Source organism: Anaerobacillus sp. 63XJN7_5_ISO-PGPR-S23-430 (genome assembly GCF_056173695.1).
Genome location: NZ_CM149686.1, coordinates 1,201,538 through 1,224,926 on the forward strand (window position 1 = coordinate 1,201,538; position 23,389 = coordinate 1,224,926).

Genomic DNA, 23,389 nt, shown 5'->3' on the forward strand with positions numbered 1-23,389 from the left:
TCATGAAGTAATTATAATGGGGAATGTTGATATGCGTTACACGAACTATTTCAAGTGATGGAAATGTAACTTATGAATAGATACTAGGGGGGACCATTCCCTCGCTAGAAGCAGAGAATGGGTAAATTTCAGGCATATCTGTAGAGAAATTGGTGCAGTTTGTGAAACCACCTTTTGCCGGAATTTTAACACGACAGTTCGATAGATTAGAAGACGAAGCAGAAGAAGGAGAATCATCATGCCGACAACTATGACCAACACAAGAACCGAATCCGATTTCTTGGGAGAAAAGGAAGTTCCGATTGATGCTTATTATGGCATTCAAACGCTACGCGCCGTGGAGAACTTTCCGATCACGGGCTATCGCATCCATGAAGAATTGATCAAAGGGTTCGCCATGGTGAAGAAAGCGGCGGCGCTCGCCAACATGGAAGTGAAGCATCTGTATGCTGGAATTGGAAACGCAATCGTCGAAGCAGCAGATGAATTGATGGAAGGAAAGATGCATGATCACATCATCGTCGACCCGATCCAGGGAGGCGCTGGTACTTCCATTAACATGAACGTAAATGAGGTCATCGCGAACCGCGCGATTGAATTGTTAGGCGAAGAAAAAGGGAACTATATTGCTTGTAGCCCGAACACCCATGTGAACATGTCACAGTCAACAAACGACTCGTTTCCAACAGCTATTCATCTATCCGTCTTAAATATGATGGAGCAGTTGCTAAGCACAATGGAAGACATGCATGCCGCTTTCGAACAAAAAGCAGAAGAGTTTAACCACATTATTAAAATGGGACGCACCCATCTTCAAGATGCCGTGCCGATTCGACTTGGTCAGGAGTTTCAAGCTTACAGTCGCGTGATTGCGCGCGATATGAAACGAATTAAACAATCCCGTCAGCATTTATATGAGTTGAACATGGGCGCAACGGCAGTAGGAACGGGACTGAATGCCGATCCGCGCTATATTGAATTCGTTGTAAAAGAACTAGCGGAAATTAGCGGTTTACCACTCGTAGGAGCGGAAGATATGGTCGACGCCACGCAAAATACCGACGCCTACACCGAAGTTTCTGGCGTGTTAAAAGTGTGTATGATGAACATGTCAAAAATCGCAAATGACCTAAGGCTAATGGCGTCCGGACCACGAGCGGGATTAGGCGAAATCAGCTTGCCAGCAAGACAGCCCGGATCTTCGATTATGCCTGGTAAAGTGAATCCCGTCTTACCCGAAGTTATTAACCAGGTCGCTTTCCAGGTAATCGGAAACGACAACACCATCTGCCTCGCTTCAGAAGCAGGGCAGCTCGAATTAAACGTCATGGAACCCGTGCTCGTCTTCAATTTGCTTCAATCACTCAGCATCATGAAGAACACGTTCCGCACGTTCACAGACAACTGCCTAAAAGGCATCGAAGCGAATGAAGACCGACTCAATGAGTACGTCGAAAAAAGCGTCGGCGTCCTAACCGCCGTAAACCCGCACATCGGCTATGAAGTAGCAGCGCGAATCGCCAGAGAAGCAATCCTAAGCGGCGCCTCGATCCGAGAGCTTTGCTTGAAGTACGATGTGCTCACTGAAGAAGAACTAAACTTAATCTTAGATCCGTACGAAATGACCCATCCAGGAATCGCTGGTGTGTCGTTATTTGATCGAGAGTAAGCCGAACGGTGTTTGAAAGATAGATCGAGAATAGGGAAAAGTCGTACTTTGCGCTCGCGCGAGGTGCGGCTTTTTTGTAGTGGTGATGGAGGGCGGGGGGTGGTTAGGTTGGGGGGCGTGGTTAGAATGATTCTAGTTAGCTAATAAAATGGAATTTTGGCCAATATAATCGGATTTTAGCCAATAAAGAGCGATTCTCTCCTATCACGAGGGTATTCTTGCTCAGTAATCGCACGTTTCAACCAGGCACGCCTTCTTAATTTCGGGAAACCCCTCACCTAACCCGATACTTCCTACTGAAAAATCGTTTTCGATCCCAGCGGAAAACTCAGCTTCTCCATCATTAATCGTACCATCGACGTTCAAGCCACCCATTTCACTTTGATAAACATTCGTGAATTCAACAGAATCGATATGCTCGTAATTGTTCATCAGGAAGCTTTCAACAGATTTTTTAGCATTTGTTTTTGTTTCATCATCATACTTCTCACTTGCTGTGATCCAGCTGCAGCCTGCTAAGAGAAGAAAGACTGCGACAAGCAAACTAATTCGCGTTTTCATAGAGACCCTTTCATAGCCATATTTAGTCATAACAAACTCTTTCTTCACACCCCTTTTTCCGAGGGGGAAAATTATCGCTTCGAATGGCTAACCCGGCGACTGTAAAATCTTCTTCAAGGTTGATGGTGAAATCCTCACCTTGATTCACCGTACCATCAATCGCCATACCGCCCATTTCCGTTTGATAGGGCGCGCCTAATGTTATTTCTTCTATTAAAAAGTTGTTCACCATATAGCTTTCCGCTGCTTCGGTTGCTTTTTGGATACTCTCCTCATCATACGTTTCTGCCTGGCATCCGCTAAAGAGGATCACCAAGGCGAGGAAAGCACCTCTATAGAACTTCATTCCATTTCACCTCACATCAAATCAGTGCTCATATGTACACGTGCGCTCCATACAGTCCTCTTTTCGATCCGGAAATGTCTCGCTTACCCCAACACTTCCAACCGAAAAATCATTTTCAATTCCCGCGGAAAAAGTACCCTCACCGTTATTAACCGATCCCTCTACCTTCATGCCGCCCATTTCATTTTGGTAGACGGTTGTGATTTCAACAGATTGGATCTCTTTAAAGTTGCTCTTGATGTAATTTTGTGTGGAAGCCTCCGCTTTAGCGATGGTTTCTTCATCATACGTTTCATGGGAAGATGCCCAACTACACCCACCAAGGACAGTTGAAATAAGAAACACCATTAAAAGTCGTCTTAACAAAAAATCACCTCGCAATCAGGAAAGGGAAGCCGCACTTTTTCCGTCACGTTAATAGTCACAAATGTTCTCCTTACACGCTTCTTTCTTCTCTGGAAAATGTTCGCTCTGGATGGACATAACTGAAATCGTCAAATCGTTATTTAACATCACTGAAAAAGCCTCTCCATTTGCTTTCCCTTCAAGCTTGAAACTTCCCATCTCTCCCTGGTAGGGATCCTTCAGCGTGATATGTTCAATGCTCTTATAATTGTTTTCAATATAGCTTGAAACGCTAGCTTTCGCTTCTTTGATCGTTTCCTCGTCATATTCCTCTCTTTGCATCAGACTACATCCCGTAAGTAAAAGAAATGTTAATGCCAAAAGAGAAAGGGGCCATTTCATAAAATCACTTCCTAAGAAAGATACAATCTATCATTTGAGACTAGATATTAACCTATTCTTCCAGCTGTCCATAGTCACACGAGTGCTCCAGGCACGCTTCTTTCCGCTCGGGAAATCCCTTGCCCTTCCCGATCCCTCCGACCGTGTAATCTTCATTTACCCCAATATTAAATGTGGCCTCCCCATTGACCGTTCCTTCTAGAACAAGCCCCCCCATTGGGGTAGAAGGGGAGTTGTTAAATTCTACGCTTTCAACGTTTTGAAAGTTAGCCTTCAGATAGCGCTTCACGCTCGCTTCCGCTTTGTCGATTTGTTCTGGATCTTGCTCCACACCACAACCGGTTAGGATCGTAAACGATAGGAAAAAGACAAGTCTTTTCATTCACTATGCTCCTTACTATAAAATGCTAGAAAACGCTTATTCATAATCACAAACGGTACCCCGACATTCTTCTTTTACGTCAGGAAATCCTTCCGTCTCACCAACGCTTTTCACTTTGAACGTTTCCGAATCGACGCTCGCTGAAAATTCAGCGCCATTGACCGTTCCGTTTATCATTAAACCTTCCATCGGATCACTCGTATCCTCGCTGAACGTCATTATTTCTACGTCCTCATAATTATGACGGAAATAGCTTTCTACGCTCTCTCTTGCTTTTTCAATCGTTTGTTTATCAACCGTTTCTGATGAAGATATGGCATTACATCCTAATAAAAAGATTAAAAGGAAGATGCCAATAGTACGTTTCAAAAAAACACCTCCCTGTTAAAGAATATAATGACAACTTAGTCATCACAAACTTTCTCCTTACACGCTGGTTTCTCTACAGGGAAACCCGTTCCTTCGCTGATCGCGATCACCTTTAACGAGTTGTCCATATCCATTGAGAACACATCCTCACCATTTACTTTTCCTCGAATCACAAGCCCACCCATAGGGCTACTATGATCGTCACTAAAAGTGACCTCATCAACGTTATCATAATTTGCTCTTAAAAAATGTTCCGCTTCTTTCTCTGCTTGTAAAATGAATTCTTCCGAATACTCATTACTACCAGTAGAGAACAGACTACACCCGCTAAGGAAAAGGGCGAGCATGATAAAAATTGGTACTTTCCATTGCATGATGATCACCTTTCGTGAACGGCGGTTAGAAGTTGCCCTACCACTGTTAGAATCATTCTAGTTAGCCAATAAAATGAGAATTTGGCCAATATATCGCGAGTTTGGCCAATAAAATAGCAGAATGGCCAATATAATTGGATTTTAGCCAAAAAAGAGGGCGACACTCGGTATAAGAGGGGGGATTAATAACGAGGCCACCATGTTCAGTTAGTAATCACACGTTTTTTCGATACATTCCTGCTTACGGTCAGGGAATTCTTCTCCTTTTCCGATGCTTCCAACTGAAAAGTCATTTTCGACTTCGACATCGATCGAAAAGGTTGCTTTGTCATTCCCATTTACAATGCCAGAGATCATCATGCCGCCCATCGGACTAGTTGTGTCCTTATCAAACTCGATCTGATCAATATCTCTATAATTGTGAATTAAGTAGCTTTCAGCTGTAGCTCTTGCTTTTGAGATCGTTTCATCATCGTACGCTCTTGATGAGTTCTGGCTACAGCCGAAGAGCAGGATAAGGCATACAACAAATAGAAGGGGCCTTCTATTCAAAACGAATCTATCCTTTCTTTACAAGTTTCTAACAAACTTTCTTTTTACATTCGTCTTTTAATTCTAGAAAAAACGCATCATGAGAGAAACCAACGACATTGTAATCATCTTCCTAATTTAAATTTAAGGTGAAGTGTTTATCGTCATTAACTTGACCACTAATGAACACAGTTCCCATTGGTGAAAATTGATGCGAGCTGATTTGTACATGATTAAAGGTTCGGTCACTCACAAATCTGCTCTTTACACGCTTCTTTCATATCAGGGAAATCCTCTCCTGGAGCTAAATGCCCAATTGAAAAATCACTTCGAACCCCAGCTGTAAATTCAGCCTCCCCGTCATTAATCGTTCCCTCAATCGTTAAACCACCCATTTCACTTTCATAGGAACTGGTTATCTCAACGGATCCGATATCTTCATAGTTATGAGCAATAAAACGTTCAACCGATTTCTTTGCCTTATCGATTGTTTCCTTATCATAGTCGTTTCCCTGTGAGAAAAAACCGCAAGCCCCTAATAGAATGGAGAGGGTGAAGAATAAAAATAATCGTTTATAAAAGGGAACCACCTCGTTTTGATTCACGTTGTTAATAGATTGGTAGTGATGAAAAACGCTGAATCTAATTATACCAAATAAAGGTAGAGGATGAAGAGAGCGTTAATTTGCTAGTTTCATTACGATTGAAAAGCATGTTTCGTATATGAGGGTAAGTGGTAGTTAAAATAGAAAGTTACAATATTTGGATGGTGTGAGAATAGGAGATTTGAAGGGGGTATACATGTCTTTTGGTAAAAGGTTCCATATTACATGGTTGATTGTAATGGTATTAATGAGTATTGAGTATGTATTTTTGCCTGATCATGTCATTATAAAGGGTCTTGCACTAGGTTTAACAACCATGACAGTTGCTACCGTATTGAACAAACTGTATCCTGCAAAAGAAAAAACGAAATAATCGTACATCCATAACCAGGTAAGATCATTTTTCACAGCTAAACGAATCATAACCATACACAACTCGAGTTGCGTATGGTTATGAGGTGTCTTATTTACGAACCATAAATCTGTTCTTTACAAGCTTCTTTCATCTCTGGAAACCCTTCCCCTAATCCTAAACTTCCAACAGTAAAATCATTATCGATTCCAGCTGAGAACCTAGCTTCACCACCATTGACCGTTCCATCTACATTTAGTCCACCCATTTCGCTTTGATAAACTTTAGTGACCTCAACGGATTCAATCTCTTCATAATTATTCGTGATAAATTTCTCAATAGAAGCCTTTGCTTTTTCCTGTGTTTCGTCGTCATAATCCTCGCTCTGCGTATGGAAGCTACAAGCAGCTAACAGGAGAAGAACGACAAGGGGAAACGTTTTTAATGTAGAAATAGAACCATCTCCTAACCTTTAGCGCGAATATGGAGCAAGCGCATTGAATGTGAGAAACAATTAATCGTCACATAATCTCTCCAAACATTCTTCTTTCTTTTCAGGAAACTGTTCACTTTGAATCGCTACCCCAGCTACCATCAGATCAGTGTCCAGGCTTACAGAAAAAGCTTCACCGTTTGCTTTACCATCCACGGTCATAATCCCCATTTCTGCTTCATAGGGCTCGGTTACTGTAAGGGTTTCGATGTTAGCGTAATTGTTTTCTATGTAACTCGTCACGTTTGCTTGTGCTTCTCTCACTGTTGTTTCGCTGTATTCTTTCGTACTACAACCAACTAATAAAATGAGCGATACAATGGTGTAAATACGGATGAATTTCATTTGAGCATCACCTCGAGATGAATCATTTTATGTATAAATTTCAATCGGCTAGCTTTATGCATTTTCTCGTTTAGTCTAAACAGTATAAAAGGGAAGAAAGTAGCCCACATACTGCAAAAAGAAAACCTGCTTGCACAGACAAAATCTGTGGCAACAAGCTGAGAGAGCACTATCTTTATTACTTACTTATTTCATAGTCACAAGATTGCTCTTTACATTCTTCTTTAGGCTCTGGAAAGCCTTCCCCCATGCCAATGCTTCCGACTGTAAAATCATCATTCACTCCGATATTAAATGTCGCTTTTTTATTAACGGTGCCTTCAAGAACAAGTCTACCCATCGGTGCAGAAGGAGACTCTTGGAACTCTACGCTTTCGACTTTTTGATAATTATTTATAATGTAACTTTCTACGCTGGCTTTCGCCTTTACGATTGTTTCTTCGCTGTAGTTTTCGCTGTTAGAGTTCACACAGCCTCCTAGCACTACTAGTGATAGGAGTAGAAAGAAATGAATTCGTTTCATTTTCATCAATCCTTTGTAGCTAAATTGAACATGAATTTATTATACCAAATAGAGTAAAAATAGAACCTTATCAAATTTGACTTAAACCGGATAGTGACAGGCACTCGCGAACTAAAAAGTAAGAAAAGAAGGGGGATTATCACATGAATTTTAATCTGGCTGAAGCGATAGAAATACTTGAACGAACGCCACGGTCTTTGGAAGGTTTACTCACTGGATTATCAAACAGTTGGTTAACGACGAATGAAGGAGATGGAACGTGGACTGTCTCTGAAGTGATCGATCACTTGATCGAGAGTGAGAGAACGAACTGGATTCCAAGGGTAGAAACGATACTAAACGGTGGGCAGAATACTTTTCCGCCGTTTGACCGGTACGCTCATCTTACAAATACCACTGAAACCCCCATCGAAAAGAAACTAGATGAATTTAAAGAAGCTCGCTTCAATAGCTTATCGCGGTTAAAGCAGATTGTGGACTCCGAAGCTCAGCTTGAATTAACGGGCATTCACCCCGCATTTGGTGAAGTAAAGCTAAATGAATTGCTAGCTACATGGGTCGTACACGATTTCACTCATGTTTCCCAAATCGTAAGAGTGATGTCAGAGAGGTATAGAAAAGATGTTGGGCCATGGGAAGAGTATTTAGGGGTTTTAAAGTGTTGAATAAAGAAAGAGAGGAAAAGCTAACTTCTGAAAGACGGAGGTTAGCTTTTTATGTATCATTTGTGGAAAGAGTATTGATCAAGCTAAATAAATTTAATTCAAATGAACGATCTCTATGAGGTCAGCGTCATATAGGTGCAGGTAAAGGAGAGGGTTGTATGGAACGCGAGGAGGAGATTCAATTAATTCAGCAGGCACAAGCTGGAAACGATGATGCGTTCACTCAGCTTTTTCAGTGCTATTATGCTTTCCTCTATAAGTATCTTTTAAAGCTAACCTTAAATGAAGAGAACAGCGTGGATCTTGCTCAGGAAACCATGATGAAGTGTTACGTCAAACTTTCTTCTTATAAAGGAGAAGGGAAGTTCTCGACGTGGATGATTTCGATCGCTTCTAGGCTGTACATTGACATGCTTCGGAAAGAAAAACGAGAAAAGAAATGGGTGGATGAAGAGAAGCGTACCTTATCGCGAAAGTTAGCGTGGGACTCGAGTACAAAGGGGATGAATTGGAGCGACCTTTTCACAGATTTTAATACGTTAGACTCCACGCTCAGAGTTCCGATCTTGTTACGGCATTATTATGGCTACTCGTATGATGAAATTGGGAAAATGCTCGGGATACGCTCAGGAACAGTGAAATCCAGGGTGCACACAGGTTTACGGAAGTTACGAAAGGAGTTGGATACGCCGTGAATGACAAGGAAGAAGAAAAGATCGTTCAACACCTCAAGCAGGATTGGCAGCATATAGATGATCTTGGAAAAGAATCACTTTCTCATCTTGATATGGAGAAACAACTAGTACTGTTTCAACAAAAAAAGAAAAAAGCGTTTTACATTGAAAGTGCGCTCTTCTTGTTAACAGCAGTCGTGATTTTGACCGTGGTTATCGTAAGTCTTTTTGAAGCTCCACTTTTCTTTCTATACTTCCAGATCGTTGCAACTCTGATTGCTCCTTTTGCTGTCTATTTCACTTATAAGAAAGTGAATAAGAAAGGAATGTTTGATTATGACAAATCTTGAGCTCTACGTCTTTGTTCCGATTCTTATTCTCTTGTTACTCACGCAAAGCATGCTTCTCTTTGTAGATGCAAAGAAAAAAGGGAGTTACCCGTGGCTATGGGGGATCTGGGGATTGATTCAATTACCGATGCCGACCTTATTTTACTTGCTGTTCGTCGTATGGCCATATAAACGAAGGTTAAAGGGGAAGAGGTGAAAAAATGGACATCTTGAACGACATAAACTGGGCGTTAGTGGCGCCATTGTTGATCTTGCAGGCGATCTTAACCATTTCAGCGCTTGTTAGTTGTATCAAACAGAAAGAAACAAACGGACCGAAATGGATGTGGATCCTTCTTATTCTCTTTGTGAATCTCTTTGGGGCAATCCTTTACTTTGTGATCGGACGTAAAAACAGTTAGGTGGTGAAAATCATGCTTGTTAACATCGACAATCTATCGAAACAGTTTAAAGGTAAAAAAGCTGTCTCGAATCTCTCCTTCACCATTCAGGAGGGAAGCTGCATGGCTCTATTAGGTCCTAATGGAGCGGGTAAAACAACGACGCTGCAAATGTTAGCTCGAATGCTCACACCTGACTCAGGATCCATTCAATTTAACGGATATCAGAATAAAGACTACCGGCCATTGATTGGCTTCTTGCCTCAGCATCCGTCCTTTTTTAATTGGATGACAGCCAAAGAATTTCTTGCTTTCGCCGGTAAGCTATCATCGATACCAAAGGTAGAGCTTCATGATCGCGTAGAGGAGGTGCTAGCGTTCGTTAGCTTAGAAGAGGCCACGTTTAAAAAAATCGGTGGCTTTTCTGGGGGAATGAAACAGCGCCTCGGATTAGCGCAGGCCTTGCTTCACAAACCGAAGCTTCTCATTCTAGACGAACCGGTTTCTGCGCTCGACCCAAAAGGAAGACGAGACTTTTTACAACTGATCGAAGTACTGAAACAGAACATGACGATTCTATTTTCGACTCATATCTTGCACGATGCAGAGCAAATTTGTGATGAAGTTCTTATTCTGCAAGATGGCTGTTTAAAGTGGAAAGGGTCATTACCTTCATTGCGTAAAGAATTTGATTTATTGCCAATTAAAGTACAAACCGAAGAACCGATGAACGGCATCATCGAACAGCTTGAGATTATCGAAGCTTATGAATATATTGATCTTAAAACCGTAAAGGTGAGACTTCCTGCGCATGTTCACCCAAATGAGCTGTTACAGGAGCTCATTAACCGGAATAGAGCAGTAACTCACTTTGAAATGATGCATGATTCATTAGAAGATGCTTATATGAAGGTTGTGAGACAATGAACCGGTTTCTAACGCTATTACACAAAGAAATTCTCGAGCTAATGCGGAATGGCAAATGGATCTGGCTTCCGGTCGTACTGATGATCATCGGCATCTCGCAACCTCTGACAAGTTATTATATGCCACAAATTCTTGATATGGCCGGTAATCTACCAGAAGGAGCTAGTATCACGATCCCGATCCCTACGGGTGAAGAAGTATTGAGCGGCGCCCTCTCTCAATATGGCACGATCGGTACCCTGCTGTTCGTTCTCGCAACCATGAATGTGATCGCTCAGGAACGACAAAACGGTTCCATTACGCTCGTTATGGTGAGACCCGTTAACGAGTGGCAATACTTAGGCAGTAAGACTGTGGCCCAGCTTGCTCTCTTGCTCTTATCACTTCTATTAAGCTACTGTCTCACATGGTATTATACGAATTTATTATTTACTTCAGTAGACTGGAAGCTAATGATGAGTAGCCTCGTCATTTACTCCTTTTGGGTTCTCTTTGTCGTCTCTGTTACCATTTTTGTCGGAACAATCCTCCAGCACAATGGCGGAATAGCCGGCGTTAGCATTCTCTTCCTCTCGCTGCTCAGTCTGCTAACGTCACTACTTCCGAAATTCATGGAATGGAGTCCAGGAAATATACGAGGAGAAGCGATGAAGGTTTTAGTCGAGCAACAATGGACCCAATCAACATGGGTCGTCATCGGTAGCACGACGACCTTATCGCTCTTATTGTTTATTGCAGGTGTTACGGTGCTGAAGAAGTATAGGCATTATTAATAGCGGGTGACAGGCACCCGCGAATTCCCTACGACTAACGTATAAAAGATCCAAGCGGCGTCAATAATGAAACGACTTAATACGATTGAGGTGGGTTTTATGTATTTATTATTCGTGATGGTCGTTTGGATCTTTTTTGCTTATAAATTTATCGACTGGTCACAGTGGAGGAAGCAGTATGCTACCATTCTCTTTTTCATAGTGGTGAATCTTACATATAATTTCCTCTATTTCAATCACACACTGTGGGCGTTCAGAGGGGTTACAGCCGAATGGATCAATCATTCGATCATTAACATGGCCTTCACTTTCTTTATCTGTCCCGTCGGTCTCATCATCTACCTGCAACGCTTTCCGAAGAAAAGGATCAATCAATTCAGTTACATCGCTATATGGGCTGGATTCTACACAGTGCTTGAGACGATCTTCGCCTATAAAGGATTGTACGTCTATGATAACGGTTGGAACGGGTGGTTAAACATTCCCTTAAATATCATCCTGTTCTTGATGATTTATATTCATTATCGAAGTCCGGTGAAAGCACTCATCATCTCCATTCCTCTCGCCATCCTTTTCTATTTATTCTTCCCCGTCCCATTGGACAGTCTAAAATAATAAAGGAGTGGAGCAGTCATTATGATGATTCGTGATGTTCTATCAGTACCCGTCTTTTTGATATTGGCGATGATAGCGTATGGTGCCATGTGGATTTATTTGCGCAGGAAGAAAGTGAATAAGGATGAAGAATGAAGAGGGGATTAAATGCTTGCAGGATGTCGAGGGAGGTTCGATGTCCTGTTTTTTTGTTTTATTGATCTTAAATTGGAGTTGTCTTCCTAGATTACTTAACAATCTAGAAAGCATCTATAGTACAATGAAATCACCAGTGTTATACAATAAATGGAAGTGGTGATTTGATGAGTCAAGATGTGTTAACCATCCCTGCAAGTGGAACCATTAAGATCATTAGTGAGCACAGCATCCATGCTTATCCGCATCCAATGCCTTTTCAGGACAAGCCTTTTGTCGCTTTGAGAGAAACAGGCGGGTATATCGAAAAGTTATACAGTGTCAGTGATCAGGTTGTGCTACATCCTACTAGAGATGATCTTCATTCCAAACTCGCTCACCTTGACCAGGAGACTAGAAAAAGGATTCTTACCTACATCCAGGATCGGAAAAAAGGGTTTGGTTTTGAGAAGCCAGAAAGTGATTATATGTTTTGGGTTCTTAAAGAGGAGAAGGAATTATCTCACAGGCCGAAATTGGAGCATAATACCCCAGGTCACATTTATTTCAATTACGAAGATTTTATAAGTGGCAATAAGATAATCTCTAAAAAAGGAAAACACACAACAAGCGGCGTGTTTGAGTACGACGATTTTCGAGACAATCTTTTGATAGATAAGTACAATCCAACCCTACAATCAATGAGAAGCATGAAGACAAAGCATTTGAGAAGCGAGAATAGTGAAGACGCAATCACTTGGAATGTGTTCAAATCACTTCAACAAATCAATCCTGGCCACTGGTATCCTGAACTGATTTTAAAAGGGATGAATCATACGAGATTCCCCCTTAACAAACAGGTCCATGCTAATCAGGTTCCGAACAAGCTTCAAATCAAACTTTGGCAGTCTATTAAACCTCCTGAGGCGCTCTTGAAGCAAGGGACAGCTGAAGGCGCAACGGAAGTCGATGTCGTGATCGAATGCGAGTAGTTCGTCTGGGTCATAGAAACGAAATATAAATCAGATATTTCTACTGGCACGACCCACGACAAGGAGAGAAACCAGATCTTACGGAATATCGACGTTGGCTCGAACTATGCAGAAGGAAGAGATTTTTACTTTTCATTGTTGATTTTAGATGATAAGTCTTCCTCTAAAGGCCTTGCTGCTGTTGAAAAGTATAGTAGGGAGCTAACGGAGGATGTGAGTCAAGTCGAGGATCATTTGAAGCACCGTACGGTTGGCCTTTCTAATCTACAGGGACTTACCGTCGTTTACTGGAGAGATCTTGCCGCCATATTTAAAAGCTGTATGGATCAGACGGAGGATGAATTTGAGAAAATGATCGCAACACGTGTGTTTAATTGGCTAGGTGATAAAGAGATTCATATTGAACTAGGATAACGGGAATCTGTATTATCAAAAAGTGAGGGGACACATCATTCTATAGTCCCTCGCTTTTTTGTTTTTATCTAGGTGACAGGCACCGATTGAATGATTTCATAAAAAATGATTTACGTATCATTATCCATTATTCCTTTCGATTACCTCCAGCTAATAGTAAAATAATAGAAAATAGATCTGATTTGACATATCGAAAAAAAAGTAAGCTTTTAGACAGTGTACATATGCGTACATATCGGAGGGATTTAAGTGGCCATCGCTACCTATTCAAAATTTACTAGCTTCAAAGAATCAATTAACTCCCTAACAGATCCTGCTGATCGGGAAGAGCTAATGAACGAAACTTTCTTACTTGAACGAGACGAGAAAAAGAACATAGAAATGTATTATGCTCCGTTCGAACATGTAAATGAGCATGCGAAAATCGTGATTGTCGGAATTACTCCTGGACTTCATCAGATGAAGAAATCATTTGAAACGGTTTGGAATAACGCTAATGAAGAAATGCCAGATGAAGAGGTTTTACAAAAGGTGAAGAACCATTCCAGTTTCGAAGGTCCGATGAGGAAAAACTTAATTACGATGTTAGATGAATTGGAACTACATACATACTTTAACATAGCCTCTACAAGTGAGCTGTTTGGTTCCGCCAGTCATCTCGTCCAAACGACTTCAGTTCTTCCATATCCAGTCTTTTATAAAGGAAAAAACTTCAGTGGCTCAACGCCCAATATATTAAAGACGGAAGTATTACATCGATATGCCTTGAACCATCTACCGATCGAGTTAGAGAAGTTAAACGATCCATTAATCGTGCCTTTAGGTGTTAATGTAACGAAAGTACTGATGGATCTAGCTGAAAACAACTTGATTTCAGCTAACTCAATCGTAAACGGATTTCCACATCCTTCGGGAGGAAACGGTCATCGTCATCGGCAGTTTGCAGAGAATAAAGAGGGGATGAAGGAAACGATTGGGCGGTATTTTAGATAAATGAGTTGCTTCTTTTATTAACTGCTGTTTTTAAGTCCAATATCCATACAGTGGTATCGGGAGTATACAAAGAAATGCGAAGTAAATTGTTGGGGGGTGCCTTAGTAACTTTGTCAATAGAAACACCGTTGCTTAGAAAACTGAGGAGTTTAAGAGAATGTAAATAAAGAGAGCGTCGCACCAAAGGGGAAATAGAAGGAGATTGAGGTGATGAAACTTGTATGAACTGCTCTACAATTTCTACATACAAAATGAAAAAATCTATACTCTAACAAACAATAAAACAAATTACATAAAGCCCTCAGGTAATCAAGGAATATTGGTGAAAACTCAAGATACAGAAAAGTTAGAAGGAAATTCACAATGGAAGTTAGTTTCGAAAAATATCATTCTATCAGCTACCACTGACCTTTTAACTCATAAACAAATTTTTCGTAACGATTTAAAAGAATATGCCAGAACAGCCTTTCTCCATTCTTTGTTAGCTCAGCTACCCTTTACAAAGGTAGAACGAGAGAATGGTAGATCAGTTGTTAATCTAATTCAATATACTACAGATGAACTTCCAGAGGCTTCACTTAATCAAGTGCTTGCTTTTCTTGAAGAAATTATTGCAGGTAAATATAATCCTCAACGAATTAGTAGTCAATTCTCAGAGGATAGTATTAAACGACTGAAGTCACGAGCCAGGCAAGGCCTCAAAATCCTTGGATTTCTAGACTCTTCCTTCAATAAAAACGAAGAAAAGATGATGAAATATGAGCAAGCCATAAGCAAGGTTAACATCATAAGAGACGGAATCCTTCATCATCGATACTTTAAATTGGTTCTTGAACTACTCAGCTCCGCCAGTTCCTTCACAAAAGAAGAAAAACTAGATTCATTAGTAGAACTAGGCATGCACATCGTTCGCAATTCACAAGGTGAGAACCTAATGAAAGAATCAGTAGCAAGATACCGAACAAGAAATATCCTATCCTGGTTAGAGGAGGTTAACCTTATCGATTCTGATTGGAATGTTGTAGATAAAAATTCGATACATAAGATAGACGAATTTCAAAGGTTAAGACAAGACCCTTTTCACTCCGTTATTATAAGACTCCGGAAAGAGAGAGCAAAACAACTTCGCAATTTGTTAGGTAGTAAGAATCACATTTCATTAGATACCTTCAACAAGGAAGTATGGAACTTAGGGCATGCTGTATTAAATGGAGAGAAAGTCGATGTATTTGAAGCGTTATCTTCAAAAAATCAAACCATTTTAGATCAGTTAGAAAATGAGTTGAAAAATGGCTCTTTAAAATATTTGGGTAACTCTATATGGGGATCTGGAAGTAGAGTATATGGATCAGGTTTAACTAATCGTTCAGTAGAGGACAAGGAAAGTATTATTCATGAGGCAGTTCAACTTCTCAATGATGATATGAAGCCTATAAACAAAGCGAAGAGAATTGCTAGTTTAAAAGGTTTCGGGGAAAATAGTGCCACAGGACTTGTTATGGTCTTTCACCCTGATGAGTTTGGTATATACAATGTTCGCTCACAGAAATCGCTAAACAAACTAGGGTATGAACATCATGATTTAGAAAGTTTCCATCAACAGCTTTCTAACCTTAAAAATGATGTTGCTGCTGAGGATTATATCGAACTGGATTGGTTCCTCTATTGGATTAGTTTAGATACAGGGAGCGATTCAACTGCCAACCAATACTGGTGGGTTAACCAAGGTCAAACACATCGTTCGGAGAAGCAAGGTGGATTTCTATGGGCTCCAAAGCAGAACAAACAAGGTAGGGCGCTTAAACACCATGTTGACTTGCTAGAAGCTAAGGTAGAAGATCCAATATTCACTTATTCTTCTGGAGAGGTAAAAACTGTAGCGATTGTTCGTGAGCCTACAATTTCACAAGCTCAACCTGATACGATCTCTAATGGTATGTGGGAGAAGGAAGGGTATTATACTTCGGTAGATTACTATGACTTATCTCCTCCTATTGAAAAAGCAGAGGTGCCAGAAAAGTGGAGACTAGAAGAAGAGGGACCATTTGATCGTAATGGAAACGTAAAGCAGGGATACTTCTTTAATGTAACAGATGACTTTGCTACTAATCTATTTCATCGTTTTAAAGAACGTTTTCCTGAAGAGGTTCATCCCTATTTTGAACATAAGGGAGATAAAGTAGAAATGACTGATTCAAAACTCGTTTCTCATATCGATACCTACATAGCTAGTAAAGGCTTCTATTACGAAAAAGAAGAAGTTGAAAACCTCTATCTATCCTTAAAAACAAAACCATTCGTCATCCTATCTGGAATCTCTGGAACTGGTAAGACAAAAATCGTTCAATGGTTTGCTGAAAGTGTAGGAGCGACTGAAGAAAATGGTCAATTCACTCTAATTCCTGTCCGACCGGACTGGAGTGATGGATCAGATCTATTAGGCTATGTTGATATAAAGGGTGAATTTCAGGAAGGTCCGTTAACTAGAGTGATACGAGAAGCAACTAATCACAGAGATAAGCCATATTTTGTATTGTTAGATGAGATGAACCTTGCCCGTGTGGAATACTACTTTAGTGATATTCTCAGTGTTATGGAAAGTAAGCGCTGGGAGAAGGGAGAACTTTTAACCTCGTCAATATTACCTGAGGAAATAATTGGAGAGCGCCTAGGAATTCCAGAGAACCTGTATTTTATAGGTACAGTTAATATGGATGAAACAACGCATCCATTCAGTAAGAAAGTACTGGATCGTGCAAACACGATTGAGTTCAATCGTGTGAATTTGAATAACTTTGCTTTCCTAGAGAATGTTGATGAGATAGAAAAGTTAGAGATTCAAAATGAAATCTTATATGGAGAATTTTTGCATTTAAAAGATGCGTATGAAGGAAATCAAGACATTGTACATAGAGCAACTGATCTCTTGGTAGAAGTGAATCGCATTCTCGAACAAATCGGTGCGCATGTTGGCTATCGTGTGCGTGATGAGGTTTGTTTTTATTGTATTTACAATGATCAGGCTGGTTTAATGACATTTAATAATGCATTTGATTATCAGTTGCTGCAAAAAATTCTTCCTCGCCTCGCCGGAAGTGATGCTAGGGTATTACGCGTGTTAGAAGATCTTTATACATTTACTGCAGGAAAGCGAGTTTCTGATGATCAGCTTGAAAATCTAGTGGAGTCAGCAAAACAAGCAACCTATCCTAAATCTGCTCATAAACTCCTTGAGATGGTAAGGAGGTTCCGTGACGATGGCTTTACTTCCTTCTGGACTTAATCAAGAAGAAGTAGAACTTGTCGTGATTGAAACGGATGAACTCACCCTTTACTTGAAGGGAAAGCCTTATCATGAGCGTTACGAAACTCTCATGCAGTATCACGATCGATCTTATTTTCAAGATGAAAAAATGCAACTAGACGTAACAGCAGAGAAACTTCAATCTGTTCATGTGTTTGATGTTCAGAAGGGGGAGCTTGTCGAAAAGGACGAGCACGCCCCTATTTTCTTTGAGAATGTTGTTTATCAGCTCGTTGCTTTTTCTAAGTATGGAAAGTCACTTCGTTTCCATCATGAACATCCTAGCTTAAGACGTGCAGTGAGCATGGTGAAAGCTGGTAGAGATCCAATTCTCATGGGGAACCTTCAGTTTCAAAACGAAATAGGTTACTCCACATTTGATATTTACGATGGGGAGAAGCAGTTACTTGAAGTAACAATTGAGGTATTTCCTTCAAAGCTAAATTATAAAGAAGATTACAATCGACTTTTAAAGGAAGTAAATGAAGAGGTCTATAATCTTGCTTATCATTTTGTGAAAAAGACGTACGTTGGAGCGGTTTCTAAAGTAGAGGAAAAGCCTTCATTAGCTGAATTTTATCGATTAATTCAAGCACATTTTCAAGACTTTCTTCATGCCCTTAAGCGGATTGAAACACAGCCTCATCATGAATTGAAGACGATTCATGAGTATGTTCGGGGCGATCAGCTACGACGAGTTGACTCTAGAGGTAGGAGTTATTTGAGAAAAAGGCCGCATCTTTTGCAGGAGGTTCCAAAAGGGATTGAAATTGCAGGGAAGTCCTATATGCCATCTAAAGGATTAGGTATGAAAAAAGTACTTTCTTATGACACCCATGAAAACCGTTTTGTGAAGTGGATGATGAATCGGTTGATCAACAAGCTAGATGAATTAAGAATGAAAGTGGCTGACCCAGGGTGGAGAAAAGCAGAGGTTGATGAAACTTTACTAGGACAAGTCGATGGAATGAAAAAGGAATTGGAAAGAAAGCTACGCTCGGCTTTTTGGAGAGAGATCGGTGAGCTTGATCGCTCCGTTATGAGCTTAGTCTTACAAATGGCGCCAGGGTACCGAGAATCTTATAAAATCTTTTTGATTTTATCGCGTGGGTTAGCCCTTGAAGGCAGGATTTATCAAATGTCGGTTAAAGATGTCGCTCTTCTTTACGAGTACTGGACTTTCTTAAAGCTCGGACAAATGTTAAGTAAGAAGTACATACCAGTTAAGCAGGATATTATTAAAGTGGATCGTGATGGTTTGTTTGTAATTCTTGTGAAGGATAAGTCAGCACGGAGAGAGTTCAAGCACCCATTAACTAATGAAAAAATTATTCTAGAATTTCAGATGAAGGATCGGAATTTACCTACAGTTACTCAAATGCCTGATACTGTTCTTAAAATCGAGAAAAAAGGAAAAGGTCATCATTATAGCTATATCTTCGATGCGAAGTATCGAGTAGATTTCGCTGTGGAAGGAAGCTATTACAAGGGTAAATATAAGACGCCTGGTCCACTTGAAGATGACATCAATACAATGCATCGGTATCGTGATGCCCTTGTCGTTCAAGAAGAAGGTCCTTATGAACGGTATGCTTTTGGTGCTTATGTCTTATTTCCGTGGTTTGATGAAGAGACATATGAACAACATGACTTCTATAAAAGCATTAACAAAGTCAATATCGGGGCACTGCCATTTTTACCACAATCAACTCGTTTAGTTGAACAGTTTATCGAGCATCTCATTGAAAAAAGTCCAGAAGAGATCCAGCGAGAAGGAATCTTACCTAAAGGGTCGATCCAGGAATGGGAATCTTCTCTTGAGGAGAAAGTGCTTATCGGTATGGTTCCGAGAGAACAAAACTACCAGGCTCACCTTCAAAATCGCTTCTATCATATTCCAGTTAAGCAGTTAAAGAAAGGCTGGCAGGATGCAAGCTACATTGCACTATATCCTAAAAAGGGGGCAGCTAAGACAAATGGTATCACCTGCTACGGTAAAATCGTTAACGTGAGGTTCCTTAAGCGTTATGAAATTTATGAGCTTCCGAAAAATAGCTCGGATGAATATGTTCGATTTGAAGTAGAAGCTTGGAATATGCTCGATAGCGTTATTCGACCCGTTGGGTATGGTATTTCTGTTTATGCTTTATCGACTATTAATTTGCTAAATCAGTCTAGAGAACTTCCAGAGTTGTTTATGAAAACAAAGGAAGAGATAACACTATGGAGATTGTTAAGAAGGTTTTCTAATCAAGTAAGAACAGAGTTAGATAGTACCCATTTAGATAAGGCGACAGGTATTAAGGGATATAGGATGAAGGACATTAGACTTTCTATTGACCAAAGTAAAGATACGTTGAGAATTGAATCTTCAAACGAAGTTAGACAAATTCAATTAAAATGGTTAACTCAAAATCCTTCTACTGTATTTAAGCAGATCTCTGAGTTGCTATCTCTAAAGTAGAATAATCTAGCAATTCCTTTCCAATTTAGATTGTCTTATATTATGATTAAATTAACTGACAATTAAAAGGGGAGAAGGGAATGCCCACCTACAATAAGCTAGTGAGAGATCGTATTCCAGAAATTATTCGTACGAATGGCAATAAGTGCAGTACCGAAATTCTGGACGAAGCTGAGTATAAAAAAGAGCTGCAGCTAAAGTTAAAAGAAGAACTACAGGAGTATCTTGAAGCTCAGGAAGATAGCCATGCGGTTGAAGAACTGGCGGATGTGCTTGAGTTGATCTATTCATTAGTTGAGGTGCATCATTCTTCTGTTGAAGAACTGGAAGAAGTGCGTAGGGAGAAGAGAGAAATTCGTGGTGGGTTTGATGAGCGGGTTTATTTGATTGATGTGGAGGATTAGTGTGGCTTTCGAGTATCTGTTGCATAAGCACTTTGAGGGAAGGCGAGATGATATCTCGTCTTTTTTGATTTGTTCTGACTAAGTGAAGTTAAATGTGGTATTGACTAAATCCGTATATACAAATCATTATCCAAAAAATCTCATAATTACAACAATATGATAACTGTTGTAATTATGTGGTAAAGGTTGTTTAATAGATATAGATTTTCATAAGGGGGAAATTTCATAATGAAAACGAATTGGATTGGGCTTGGTCTAGTCATTCTATTGATACTCACTCAGCCTATATCTGCATTTGCACATTCGGGGAGAACTGATTCAAGTGGAGGGCATAACTGTTCTCAAAAATCAATCGACAAAGGTTTGTGTACAGGATATCACAATCATAATAGTGGAAATAGCGGTTCCAGCAGTTCGTCAAGTAACTCATCAAGTGGATCTTCAACAAGTTCCCAGTCTTCAAACTCATCAAACTCATCAAACTCATCGACTGGTAACTCATCAACTGGTAACTCATCAAATTCTAGTAGTTCATCTCAATCAGAGAAGCCAGCTCCAAAACCAGAGCCGAAAATAGATGAAAAACAAGTTAAAGCAGATGAGTACACGTCTGTAGCAAAAAGTTTAGTAAAAGAAGAAAAGTATGAAGAAGCATTACAGGAAATTGAAAAGGTTTACGACCTTGATAAGGATACAGCTGCTATCGATTCATTTGTTGCAACAACGGTTAGTAGTATGTATTCTAACGCTGAAAATGCTTTAAAAGATAAAGATTATAACGAGGCTAAAAAAGAAGCAAATAAGATTCTGGAATATGATCGGGTAAGCGAAAAAATGGTTAACGAAACAGAAGAATTACTATCAAAGATAGAATCAGAAGAGGAATATGAAGAAGCAATTGAGAGAGCGCAAAATAAAATAGATGAAAAAGCATTCAGAGAAGTTTTTGTAAGTTTAGAAGAAGCTGAAGAAATCAAGGAATCGGATGAGACGGAAAAAATAAGAGAACAAACGATCCAAAAGCTAGAAAAAAATGCAAAGGAACTCTACAGCAACGCAAAGCTAAAACAGGCAAAAACACAGTATAACCTTTTACTTGAAGTAAATAAAAAAGATGTTTACCAAGACATGATTATTGAAATAGAGGGAGAGGAACGTCTTGTGGATACATATGGATTAGATGTTCCTGATAAACAAGGAGATTCTATTTCTTTATATGATCATTTGCAAATAGAGGGAAATGAAACTCCTTATCAAGAGAACGTCGTCGATAAGCTAGAAAGTCTTGTGGGGAATGCGAAGACTAACGTTATCTTTATATTTGAAAAGTCGATAACAGAGCTATTTAATGGTGGTGAAAAGGATGCGGCATAAATCAGAACAACAAGGAAATAGACGTTTTTATCAAAAATCCTGGTTTATGTGGGTTTTTCTTATCATTTTTCCTCCGGTAGGGATCTTCTTATTATGGAAGCATAAAATTTTCAAAAAACCGACACGATTTGTTTTGACAACAGTGGGTGTTCTTTATTTTGCTTCATCATTTTTTCTTTTAGCAAATTCAACTATTCCATTGTTTTATAACCACGAAGAATTTGTGGAAGCCTATCAAGCGGAGGCTAAGGAAGTTAATGTTTCTTTTGAACTTAAGCAAGAAGAAGAAACGGATCATTCCGTTACATCCAAACTTAGCGAAGATCTTACAATCATAGAAAATAAAGATGACGCAGGACAAATTCATGAAGTCGTTTTAGTAGGGCAGGGCGAAGGATCTGATATTGTTTTAGCAATGGGCGTTACCATCGGACTAGCAAATCAAGATCAGTCTATCGATGAAGTAAAAGAAGTAATGAATGAATTAAAATTATTTGATGAAAGTTATGATTTTGAAAACAATGAAACAACTGTTGAGCGTGATACAATTCGATATAACATGAAGTACAAGCAATCAGAAGGATTGTTATTGACAGTATCAAAAGTGAATTAAATTATTGAAGTGTTCTTTTGGGAATTTAAACCCTTGAATGGAATAGCCATTCGAGGGCTTTTTTAGTGAAAAAGATAATCATAATGATTAATGTTAAAAATTGATAATAATTAGCTATTAAGCTCTAAACTTTCCTCCTACCCAAACCGATGGAAATAAATGTAGGTTATTAATATAGGTAGATAGGAGCAAAGGACATGTCATTCATCTTTACTTTATTATTTATGGGCGGTCTTATATTTCTTTTCCGTAAAGTCATTCTTAATGGAAATTTCACAGTATCGAAAGGGCAGGCAGGCGAGAATCTTGTTCGCCGGTATATTGAAAAACTGGCCGAGTATGAAGGGTATCAGATTTCCACGATTCATGATTTATACATACCAAGGGGTGACGGCACAACAAGTCAGATTGATCATGTAATGGTGACGGATAAGGGGATCTTTGTGATTGAAACGAAGAACTATGAAGGCTGGATTTTTGGAAGTGAGAAGGCGCGTTACTGGACGCAAACGATCTATAAGCATAAGCAGAGATTTCAAAATCCTCTTCATCAAAACTACGGACATATTGAGTCGCTTAAAACTTTTTTGGGAGAGAAGTATTCTGAAATTCCTTATTACTCTGTCGTGATTTTTACAAACCGTTCTGAGCTGAAGCTTAAGGGACCTTTCCAAAATAGTGATGTGATTCATCCAGAGTATTTGAAACGGATTGTTGATCAGTATCCTGGTGATGTTCTTCCTTTGTTTTCACAACAAGAAATACGTGTGAAGCTGAAGGTGCTTGAAAAGCGGGATAAGGAAAATATCAAGGAAGTGCAGCGGGCGCACATTGATGGAATCCAGAGGCAGAAAAAGATTAATCAGACGAAGGTGAATGCGAATATTTGCCCGAAGTGTGGCGGGAAGCTGGTGCAGCGAACGGGGAAGAGGGGCGAGTTTCTTGGGTGCTCTAGTTTTCCGAAGTGTCGTTTTGTTGCGTGAGGGATGAAGCGTGAAAAGTGGATTTTAGATACTTTATCTTTGGCTATGTTAAA

The 23,389-nt window shown here is 39.8% G+C and carries 31 protein-coding genes; 19 read left to right on the top strand and 12 right to left on the bottom strand.

Annotated elements, in window-relative coordinates:
* Positions 1–238: 238 nt before the first annotated feature.
* Positions 239–1,669, top strand: coding sequence for an aspartate ammonia-lyase (aspA, locus tag AC0VYJ_RS06540; RefSeq protein ID WP_194220727.1), 1,431 nt, complete (start codon positions 239–241; stop codon positions 1,667–1,669).
* A 222-nt stretch (positions 1,670–1,891) separates the two neighbouring features.
* On the opposite strand, the gene AC0VYJ_RS06545 is transcribed toward aspA, so the two are convergent.
* From AC0VYJ_RS06545 to AC0VYJ_RS06585, 9 genes are all read right to left on the bottom strand, one after another.
* Positions 1,892–2,278 carry a DUF1433 domain-containing protein gene (locus AC0VYJ_RS06545; RefSeq protein WP_430245066.1) on the bottom strand — a complete coding sequence of 129 codons (387 nt, stop codon included), beginning with the start codon at positions 2,276–2,278 and terminating at the stop codon, positions 1,892–1,894.
* Positions 2,253–2,576 carry a hypothetical protein gene (locus AC0VYJ_RS06550; RefSeq protein WP_430245064.1) on the bottom strand — a complete coding sequence of 108 codons (324 nt, stop codon included), beginning with the start codon at positions 2,574–2,576 and terminating at the stop codon, positions 2,253–2,255. Before AC0VYJ_RS06550 ends, AC0VYJ_RS06545 begins: the two co-directional genes overlap by 26 nt.
* 21 nt (positions 2,577–2,597) lie before the next feature.
* Positions 2,598–2,942 carry a DUF1433 domain-containing protein gene (locus AC0VYJ_RS06555; protein WP_430245062.1) on the bottom strand — a complete coding sequence of 115 codons (345 nt, stop codon included), beginning with the start codon at positions 2,940–2,942 and terminating at the stop codon, positions 2,598–2,600.
* Positions 2,943–2,990: 48 nt separating this feature from the next.
* Positions 2,991–3,263 (bottom strand): hypothetical protein, encoded by a 273-nt coding sequence (locus AC0VYJ_RS06560; protein ID WP_475366903.1) that lies wholly within the window; start codon positions 3,261–3,263, stop codon positions 2,991–2,993.
* A 112-nt stretch (positions 3,264–3,375) separates the two neighbouring features.
* The gene (locus tag AC0VYJ_RS06565; RefSeq protein ID WP_475366904.1) at positions 3,376–3,705 is read right to left on the bottom strand and encodes a DUF1433 domain-containing protein; all 330 of its coding nucleotides are present in this window, start codon (positions 3,703–3,705) and stop codon (positions 3,376–3,378) included.
* A 36-nt stretch (positions 3,706–3,741) separates the two neighbouring features.
* The gene (locus AC0VYJ_RS06570) at positions 3,742–4,074 is read right to left on the bottom strand and encodes a DUF1433 domain-containing protein (protein WP_475366905.1); all 333 of its coding nucleotides are present in this window, start codon (positions 4,072–4,074) and stop codon (positions 3,742–3,744) included.
* Between the two features lie 35 nt (positions 4,075–4,109).
* The gene (locus AC0VYJ_RS06575; protein ID WP_475366906.1) at positions 4,110–4,448 is read right to left on the bottom strand and encodes a DUF1433 domain-containing protein; all 339 of its coding nucleotides are present in this window, start codon (positions 4,446–4,448) and stop codon (positions 4,110–4,112) included.
* Between the two features lie 207 nt (positions 4,449–4,655).
* Entirely contained in the window at positions 4,656–5,000 is a 345-nt protein-coding gene (locus AC0VYJ_RS06580; protein ID WP_475366907.1) for a DUF1433 domain-containing protein, read from the bottom strand.
* A gap of 224 nt (positions 5,001–5,224) precedes the next feature.
* A complete protein-coding gene (locus AC0VYJ_RS06585) occupies positions 5,225–5,569 on the bottom strand; it encodes a DUF1433 domain-containing protein (RefSeq protein ID WP_475366908.1) in 345 nt (114 codons plus the stop codon).
* A 211-nt stretch (positions 5,570–5,780) separates the two neighbouring features.
* Here AC0VYJ_RS06585 and AC0VYJ_RS06590 point away from each other — a divergent pair, with 211 nt between their 5' ends.
* Entirely contained in the window at positions 5,781–5,957 is a 177-nt protein-coding gene (locus AC0VYJ_RS06590) for a hypothetical protein (protein WP_194220742.1), read from the top strand.
* Positions 5,958–6,051: 94 nt separating this feature from the next.
* On the opposite strand, the gene AC0VYJ_RS06595 is transcribed toward AC0VYJ_RS06590, so the two are convergent.
* The 3 genes from AC0VYJ_RS06595 to AC0VYJ_RS06605 form a co-directional block, all read right to left on the bottom strand.
* Positions 6,052–6,204 carry a hypothetical protein gene (locus AC0VYJ_RS06595; protein WP_475366909.1) on the bottom strand — a complete coding sequence of 51 codons (153 nt, stop codon included), beginning with the start codon at positions 6,202–6,204 and terminating at the stop codon, positions 6,052–6,054.
* 246 nt (positions 6,205–6,450) lie between these two features.
* The gene (locus AC0VYJ_RS06600; RefSeq protein ID WP_475366910.1) at positions 6,451–6,774 is read right to left on the bottom strand and encodes a hypothetical protein; all 324 of its coding nucleotides are present in this window, start codon (positions 6,772–6,774) and stop codon (positions 6,451–6,453) included.
* Positions 6,775–6,952: 178 nt separating this feature from the next.
* Positions 6,953–7,297: a hypothetical protein gene (locus AC0VYJ_RS06605; RefSeq protein WP_475366911.1), complete on the bottom strand. Its 345-nt coding sequence runs from the start codon at positions 7,295–7,297 to the stop codon at positions 6,953–6,955.
* A 143-nt stretch (positions 7,298–7,440) separates the two neighbouring features.
* Between AC0VYJ_RS06605 and AC0VYJ_RS06610 the strand changes: the two genes are divergently transcribed.
* The 17 genes from AC0VYJ_RS06610 to AC0VYJ_RS06690 all read left to right on the top strand — a co-directional run bounded on the left by AC0VYJ_RS06610 (position 7,441) and on the right by AC0VYJ_RS06690 (position 23,336).
* On the top strand, positions 7,441–7,962 hold the full coding sequence (locus tag AC0VYJ_RS06610) for a DinB family protein (protein WP_475366912.1): 522 nt from the start codon (positions 7,441–7,443) through the stop codon (positions 7,960–7,962).
* 158 nt (positions 7,963–8,120) lie between these two features.
* Positions 8,121–8,657 carry an RNA polymerase sigma factor SigY gene (sigY, locus tag AC0VYJ_RS06615; RefSeq protein ID WP_475366913.1) on the top strand — a complete coding sequence of 179 codons (537 nt, stop codon included), beginning with the start codon at positions 8,121–8,123 and terminating at the stop codon, positions 8,655–8,657.
* Positions 8,654–8,986 (top strand): YxlC family protein, encoded by a 333-nt coding sequence (locus AC0VYJ_RS06620; RefSeq protein ID WP_475366914.1) that lies wholly within the window; start codon positions 8,654–8,656, stop codon positions 8,984–8,986. Before sigY ends, AC0VYJ_RS06620 begins: the two co-directional genes overlap by 4 nt.
* Positions 8,973–9,182, top strand: coding sequence for a transcriptional regulator (locus AC0VYJ_RS06625; RefSeq protein WP_159781743.1), 210 nt, complete (start codon positions 8,973–8,975; stop codon positions 9,180–9,182). The genes AC0VYJ_RS06620 and AC0VYJ_RS06625 overlap by 14 nt, the downstream gene beginning before the upstream one ends.
* A gap of 4 nt (positions 9,183–9,186) precedes the next feature.
* Positions 9,187–9,387, top strand: a complete 201-nt coding sequence (locus AC0VYJ_RS06630; RefSeq protein WP_194220751.1) for a PLD nuclease N-terminal domain-containing protein — start codon at positions 9,187–9,189, stop codon at positions 9,385–9,387.
* A 12-nt stretch (positions 9,388–9,399) separates the two neighbouring features.
* On the top strand, positions 9,400–10,293 hold the full coding sequence (locus AC0VYJ_RS06635) for an ABC transporter ATP-binding protein (RefSeq protein ID WP_475366915.1): 894 nt from the start codon (positions 9,400–9,402) through the stop codon (positions 10,291–10,293).
* Positions 10,290–11,066 (top strand): ABC transporter permease, encoded by a 777-nt coding sequence (locus AC0VYJ_RS06640; protein WP_475366916.1) that lies wholly within the window; start codon positions 10,290–10,292, stop codon positions 11,064–11,066. Before AC0VYJ_RS06635 ends, AC0VYJ_RS06640 begins: the two co-directional genes overlap by 4 nt.
* 99 nt (positions 11,067–11,165) lie before the next feature.
* Positions 11,166–11,681, top strand: coding sequence for a CBO0543 family protein (locus tag AC0VYJ_RS06645; RefSeq protein WP_475366917.1), 516 nt, complete (start codon positions 11,166–11,168; stop codon positions 11,679–11,681).
* Between the two features lie 302 nt (positions 11,682–11,983).
* Positions 11,984–12,787, top strand: coding sequence for a hypothetical protein (locus AC0VYJ_RS06650; protein WP_475366918.1), 804 nt, complete (start codon positions 11,984–11,986; stop codon positions 12,785–12,787).
* A gap of 135 nt (positions 12,788–12,922) precedes the next feature.
* A complete protein-coding gene (locus AC0VYJ_RS06655) occupies positions 12,923–13,201 on the top strand; it encodes a hypothetical protein (protein ID WP_475366919.1) in 279 nt (92 codons plus the stop codon).
* A 249-nt stretch (positions 13,202–13,450) separates the two neighbouring features.
* Positions 13,451–14,194, top strand: coding sequence for a hypothetical protein (locus tag AC0VYJ_RS06660; protein WP_475366920.1), 744 nt, complete (start codon positions 13,451–13,453; stop codon positions 14,192–14,194).
* Between the two features lie 217 nt (positions 14,195–14,411).
* Complete coding sequence (locus tag AC0VYJ_RS06665; RefSeq protein WP_475366921.1) at positions 14,412–17,477, top strand: McrB family protein; 3,066 nt, start codon at positions 14,412–14,414, stop codon at positions 17,475–17,477.
* A complete protein-coding gene (locus tag AC0VYJ_RS06670) occupies positions 17,452–19,962 on the top strand; it encodes a DUF2357 domain-containing protein (RefSeq protein WP_475366922.1) in 2,511 nt (836 codons plus the stop codon). Before AC0VYJ_RS06665 ends, AC0VYJ_RS06670 begins: the two co-directional genes overlap by 26 nt.
* Before the next feature lie 80 nt (positions 19,963–20,042).
* Positions 20,043–20,366, top strand: coding sequence for a nucleoside triphosphate pyrophosphohydrolase (locus AC0VYJ_RS06675; protein ID WP_475366923.1), 324 nt, complete (start codon positions 20,043–20,045; stop codon positions 20,364–20,366).
* A gap of 228 nt (positions 20,367–20,594) precedes the next feature.
* The gene (locus AC0VYJ_RS06680; protein WP_475366924.1) at positions 20,595–21,740 is read left to right on the top strand and encodes a YHYH domain-containing protein; all 1,146 of its coding nucleotides are present in this window, start codon (positions 20,595–20,597) and stop codon (positions 21,738–21,740) included.
* A complete protein-coding gene (locus tag AC0VYJ_RS06685; RefSeq protein ID WP_475366925.1) occupies positions 21,730–22,353 on the top strand; it encodes a hypothetical protein in 624 nt (207 codons plus the stop codon). Before AC0VYJ_RS06680 ends, AC0VYJ_RS06685 begins: the two co-directional genes overlap by 11 nt.
* A 197-nt stretch (positions 22,354–22,550) precedes the next feature.
* The gene (locus AC0VYJ_RS06690) at positions 22,551–23,336 is read left to right on the top strand and encodes an NERD domain-containing protein (RefSeq protein ID WP_475366926.1); all 786 of its coding nucleotides are present in this window, start codon (positions 22,551–22,553) and stop codon (positions 23,334–23,336) included.
* Positions 23,337–23,389 lie beyond the last annotated feature (53 nt).

What these genes read in the sequence shown, in the direction of transcription:
- aspA (WP_194220727.1), top strand. Translation starts at nt 239, where the DNA reads ATGCCGACAACTATGACCAACACAAGAACCGAATCCGATTTCTTGGGA.
- AC0VYJ_RS06550 (WP_430245064.1), bottom strand. Translation starts at nt 2,576, where the DNA reads ATGAAGTTCTATAGAGGTGCTTTCCTCGCCTTGGTGATCCTCTTTAGC.
- AC0VYJ_RS06560 (WP_475366903.1), bottom strand. Translation starts at nt 3,263, where the DNA reads ATGCAAAGAGAGGAATATGACGAGGAAACGATCAAAGAAGCGAAAGCT.
- AC0VYJ_RS06565 (WP_475366904.1), bottom strand. Translation starts at nt 3,705, where the DNA reads ATGAAAAGACTTGTCTTTTTCCTATCGTTTACGATCCTAACCGGTTGT.
- AC0VYJ_RS06575 (WP_475366906.1), bottom strand. Translation starts at nt 4,448, where the DNA reads ATGCAATGGAAAGTACCAATTTTTATCATGCTCGCCCTTTTCCTTAGC.
- AC0VYJ_RS06590 (WP_194220742.1), top strand. Translation starts at nt 5,781, where the DNA reads ATGTCTTTTGGTAAAAGGTTCCATATTACATGGTTGATTGTAATGGTA.
- AC0VYJ_RS06595 (WP_475366909.1), bottom strand. Translation starts at nt 6,204, where the DNA reads ATGGGTGGACTAAATGTAGATGGAACGGTCAATGGTGGTGAAGCTAGG.
- AC0VYJ_RS06600 (WP_475366910.1), bottom strand. Translation starts at nt 6,774, where the DNA reads ATGAAATTCATCCGTATTTACACCATTGTATCGCTCATTTTATTAGTT.
- AC0VYJ_RS06605 (WP_475366911.1), bottom strand. Translation starts at nt 7,297, where the DNA reads ATGAAACGAATTCATTTCTTTCTACTCCTATCACTAGTAGTGCTAGGA.
- AC0VYJ_RS06610 (WP_475366912.1), top strand. Translation starts at nt 7,441, where the DNA reads ATGAATTTTAATCTGGCTGAAGCGATAGAAATACTTGAACGAACGCCA.
- sigY (WP_475366913.1), top strand. Translation starts at nt 8,121, where the DNA reads ATGGAACGCGAGGAGGAGATTCAATTAATTCAGCAGGCACAAGCTGGA.
- AC0VYJ_RS06625 (WP_159781743.1), top strand. Translation starts at nt 8,973, where the DNA reads ATGACAAATCTTGAGCTCTACGTCTTTGTTCCGATTCTTATTCTCTTG.
- AC0VYJ_RS06630 (WP_194220751.1), top strand. Translation starts at nt 9,187, where the DNA reads ATGGACATCTTGAACGACATAAACTGGGCGTTAGTGGCGCCATTGTTG.
- AC0VYJ_RS06635 (WP_475366915.1), top strand. Translation starts at nt 9,400, where the DNA reads ATGCTTGTTAACATCGACAATCTATCGAAACAGTTTAAAGGTAAAAAA.
- AC0VYJ_RS06640 (WP_475366916.1), top strand. Translation starts at nt 10,290, where the DNA reads ATGAACCGGTTTCTAACGCTATTACACAAAGAAATTCTCGAGCTAATG.
- AC0VYJ_RS06645 (WP_475366917.1), top strand. Translation starts at nt 11,166, where the DNA reads ATGTATTTATTATTCGTGATGGTCGTTTGGATCTTTTTTGCTTATAAA.
- AC0VYJ_RS06650 (WP_475366918.1), top strand. Translation starts at nt 11,984, where the DNA reads ATGAGTCAAGATGTGTTAACCATCCCTGCAAGTGGAACCATTAAGATC.
- AC0VYJ_RS06670 (WP_475366922.1), top strand. Translation starts at nt 17,452, where the DNA reads ATGGCTTTACTTCCTTCTGGACTTAATCAAGAAGAAGTAGAACTTGTC.
- AC0VYJ_RS06675 (WP_475366923.1), top strand. Translation starts at nt 20,043, where the DNA reads ATGCCCACCTACAATAAGCTAGTGAGAGATCGTATTCCAGAAATTATT.
- AC0VYJ_RS06680 (WP_475366924.1), top strand. Translation starts at nt 20,595, where the DNA reads ATGAAAACGAATTGGATTGGGCTTGGTCTAGTCATTCTATTGATACTC.
- AC0VYJ_RS06685 (WP_475366925.1), top strand. Translation starts at nt 21,730, where the DNA reads ATGCGGCATAAATCAGAACAACAAGGAAATAGACGTTTTTATCAAAAA.
- AC0VYJ_RS06690 (WP_475366926.1), top strand. Translation starts at nt 22,551, where the DNA reads ATGTCATTCATCTTTACTTTATTATTTATGGGCGGTCTTATATTTCTT.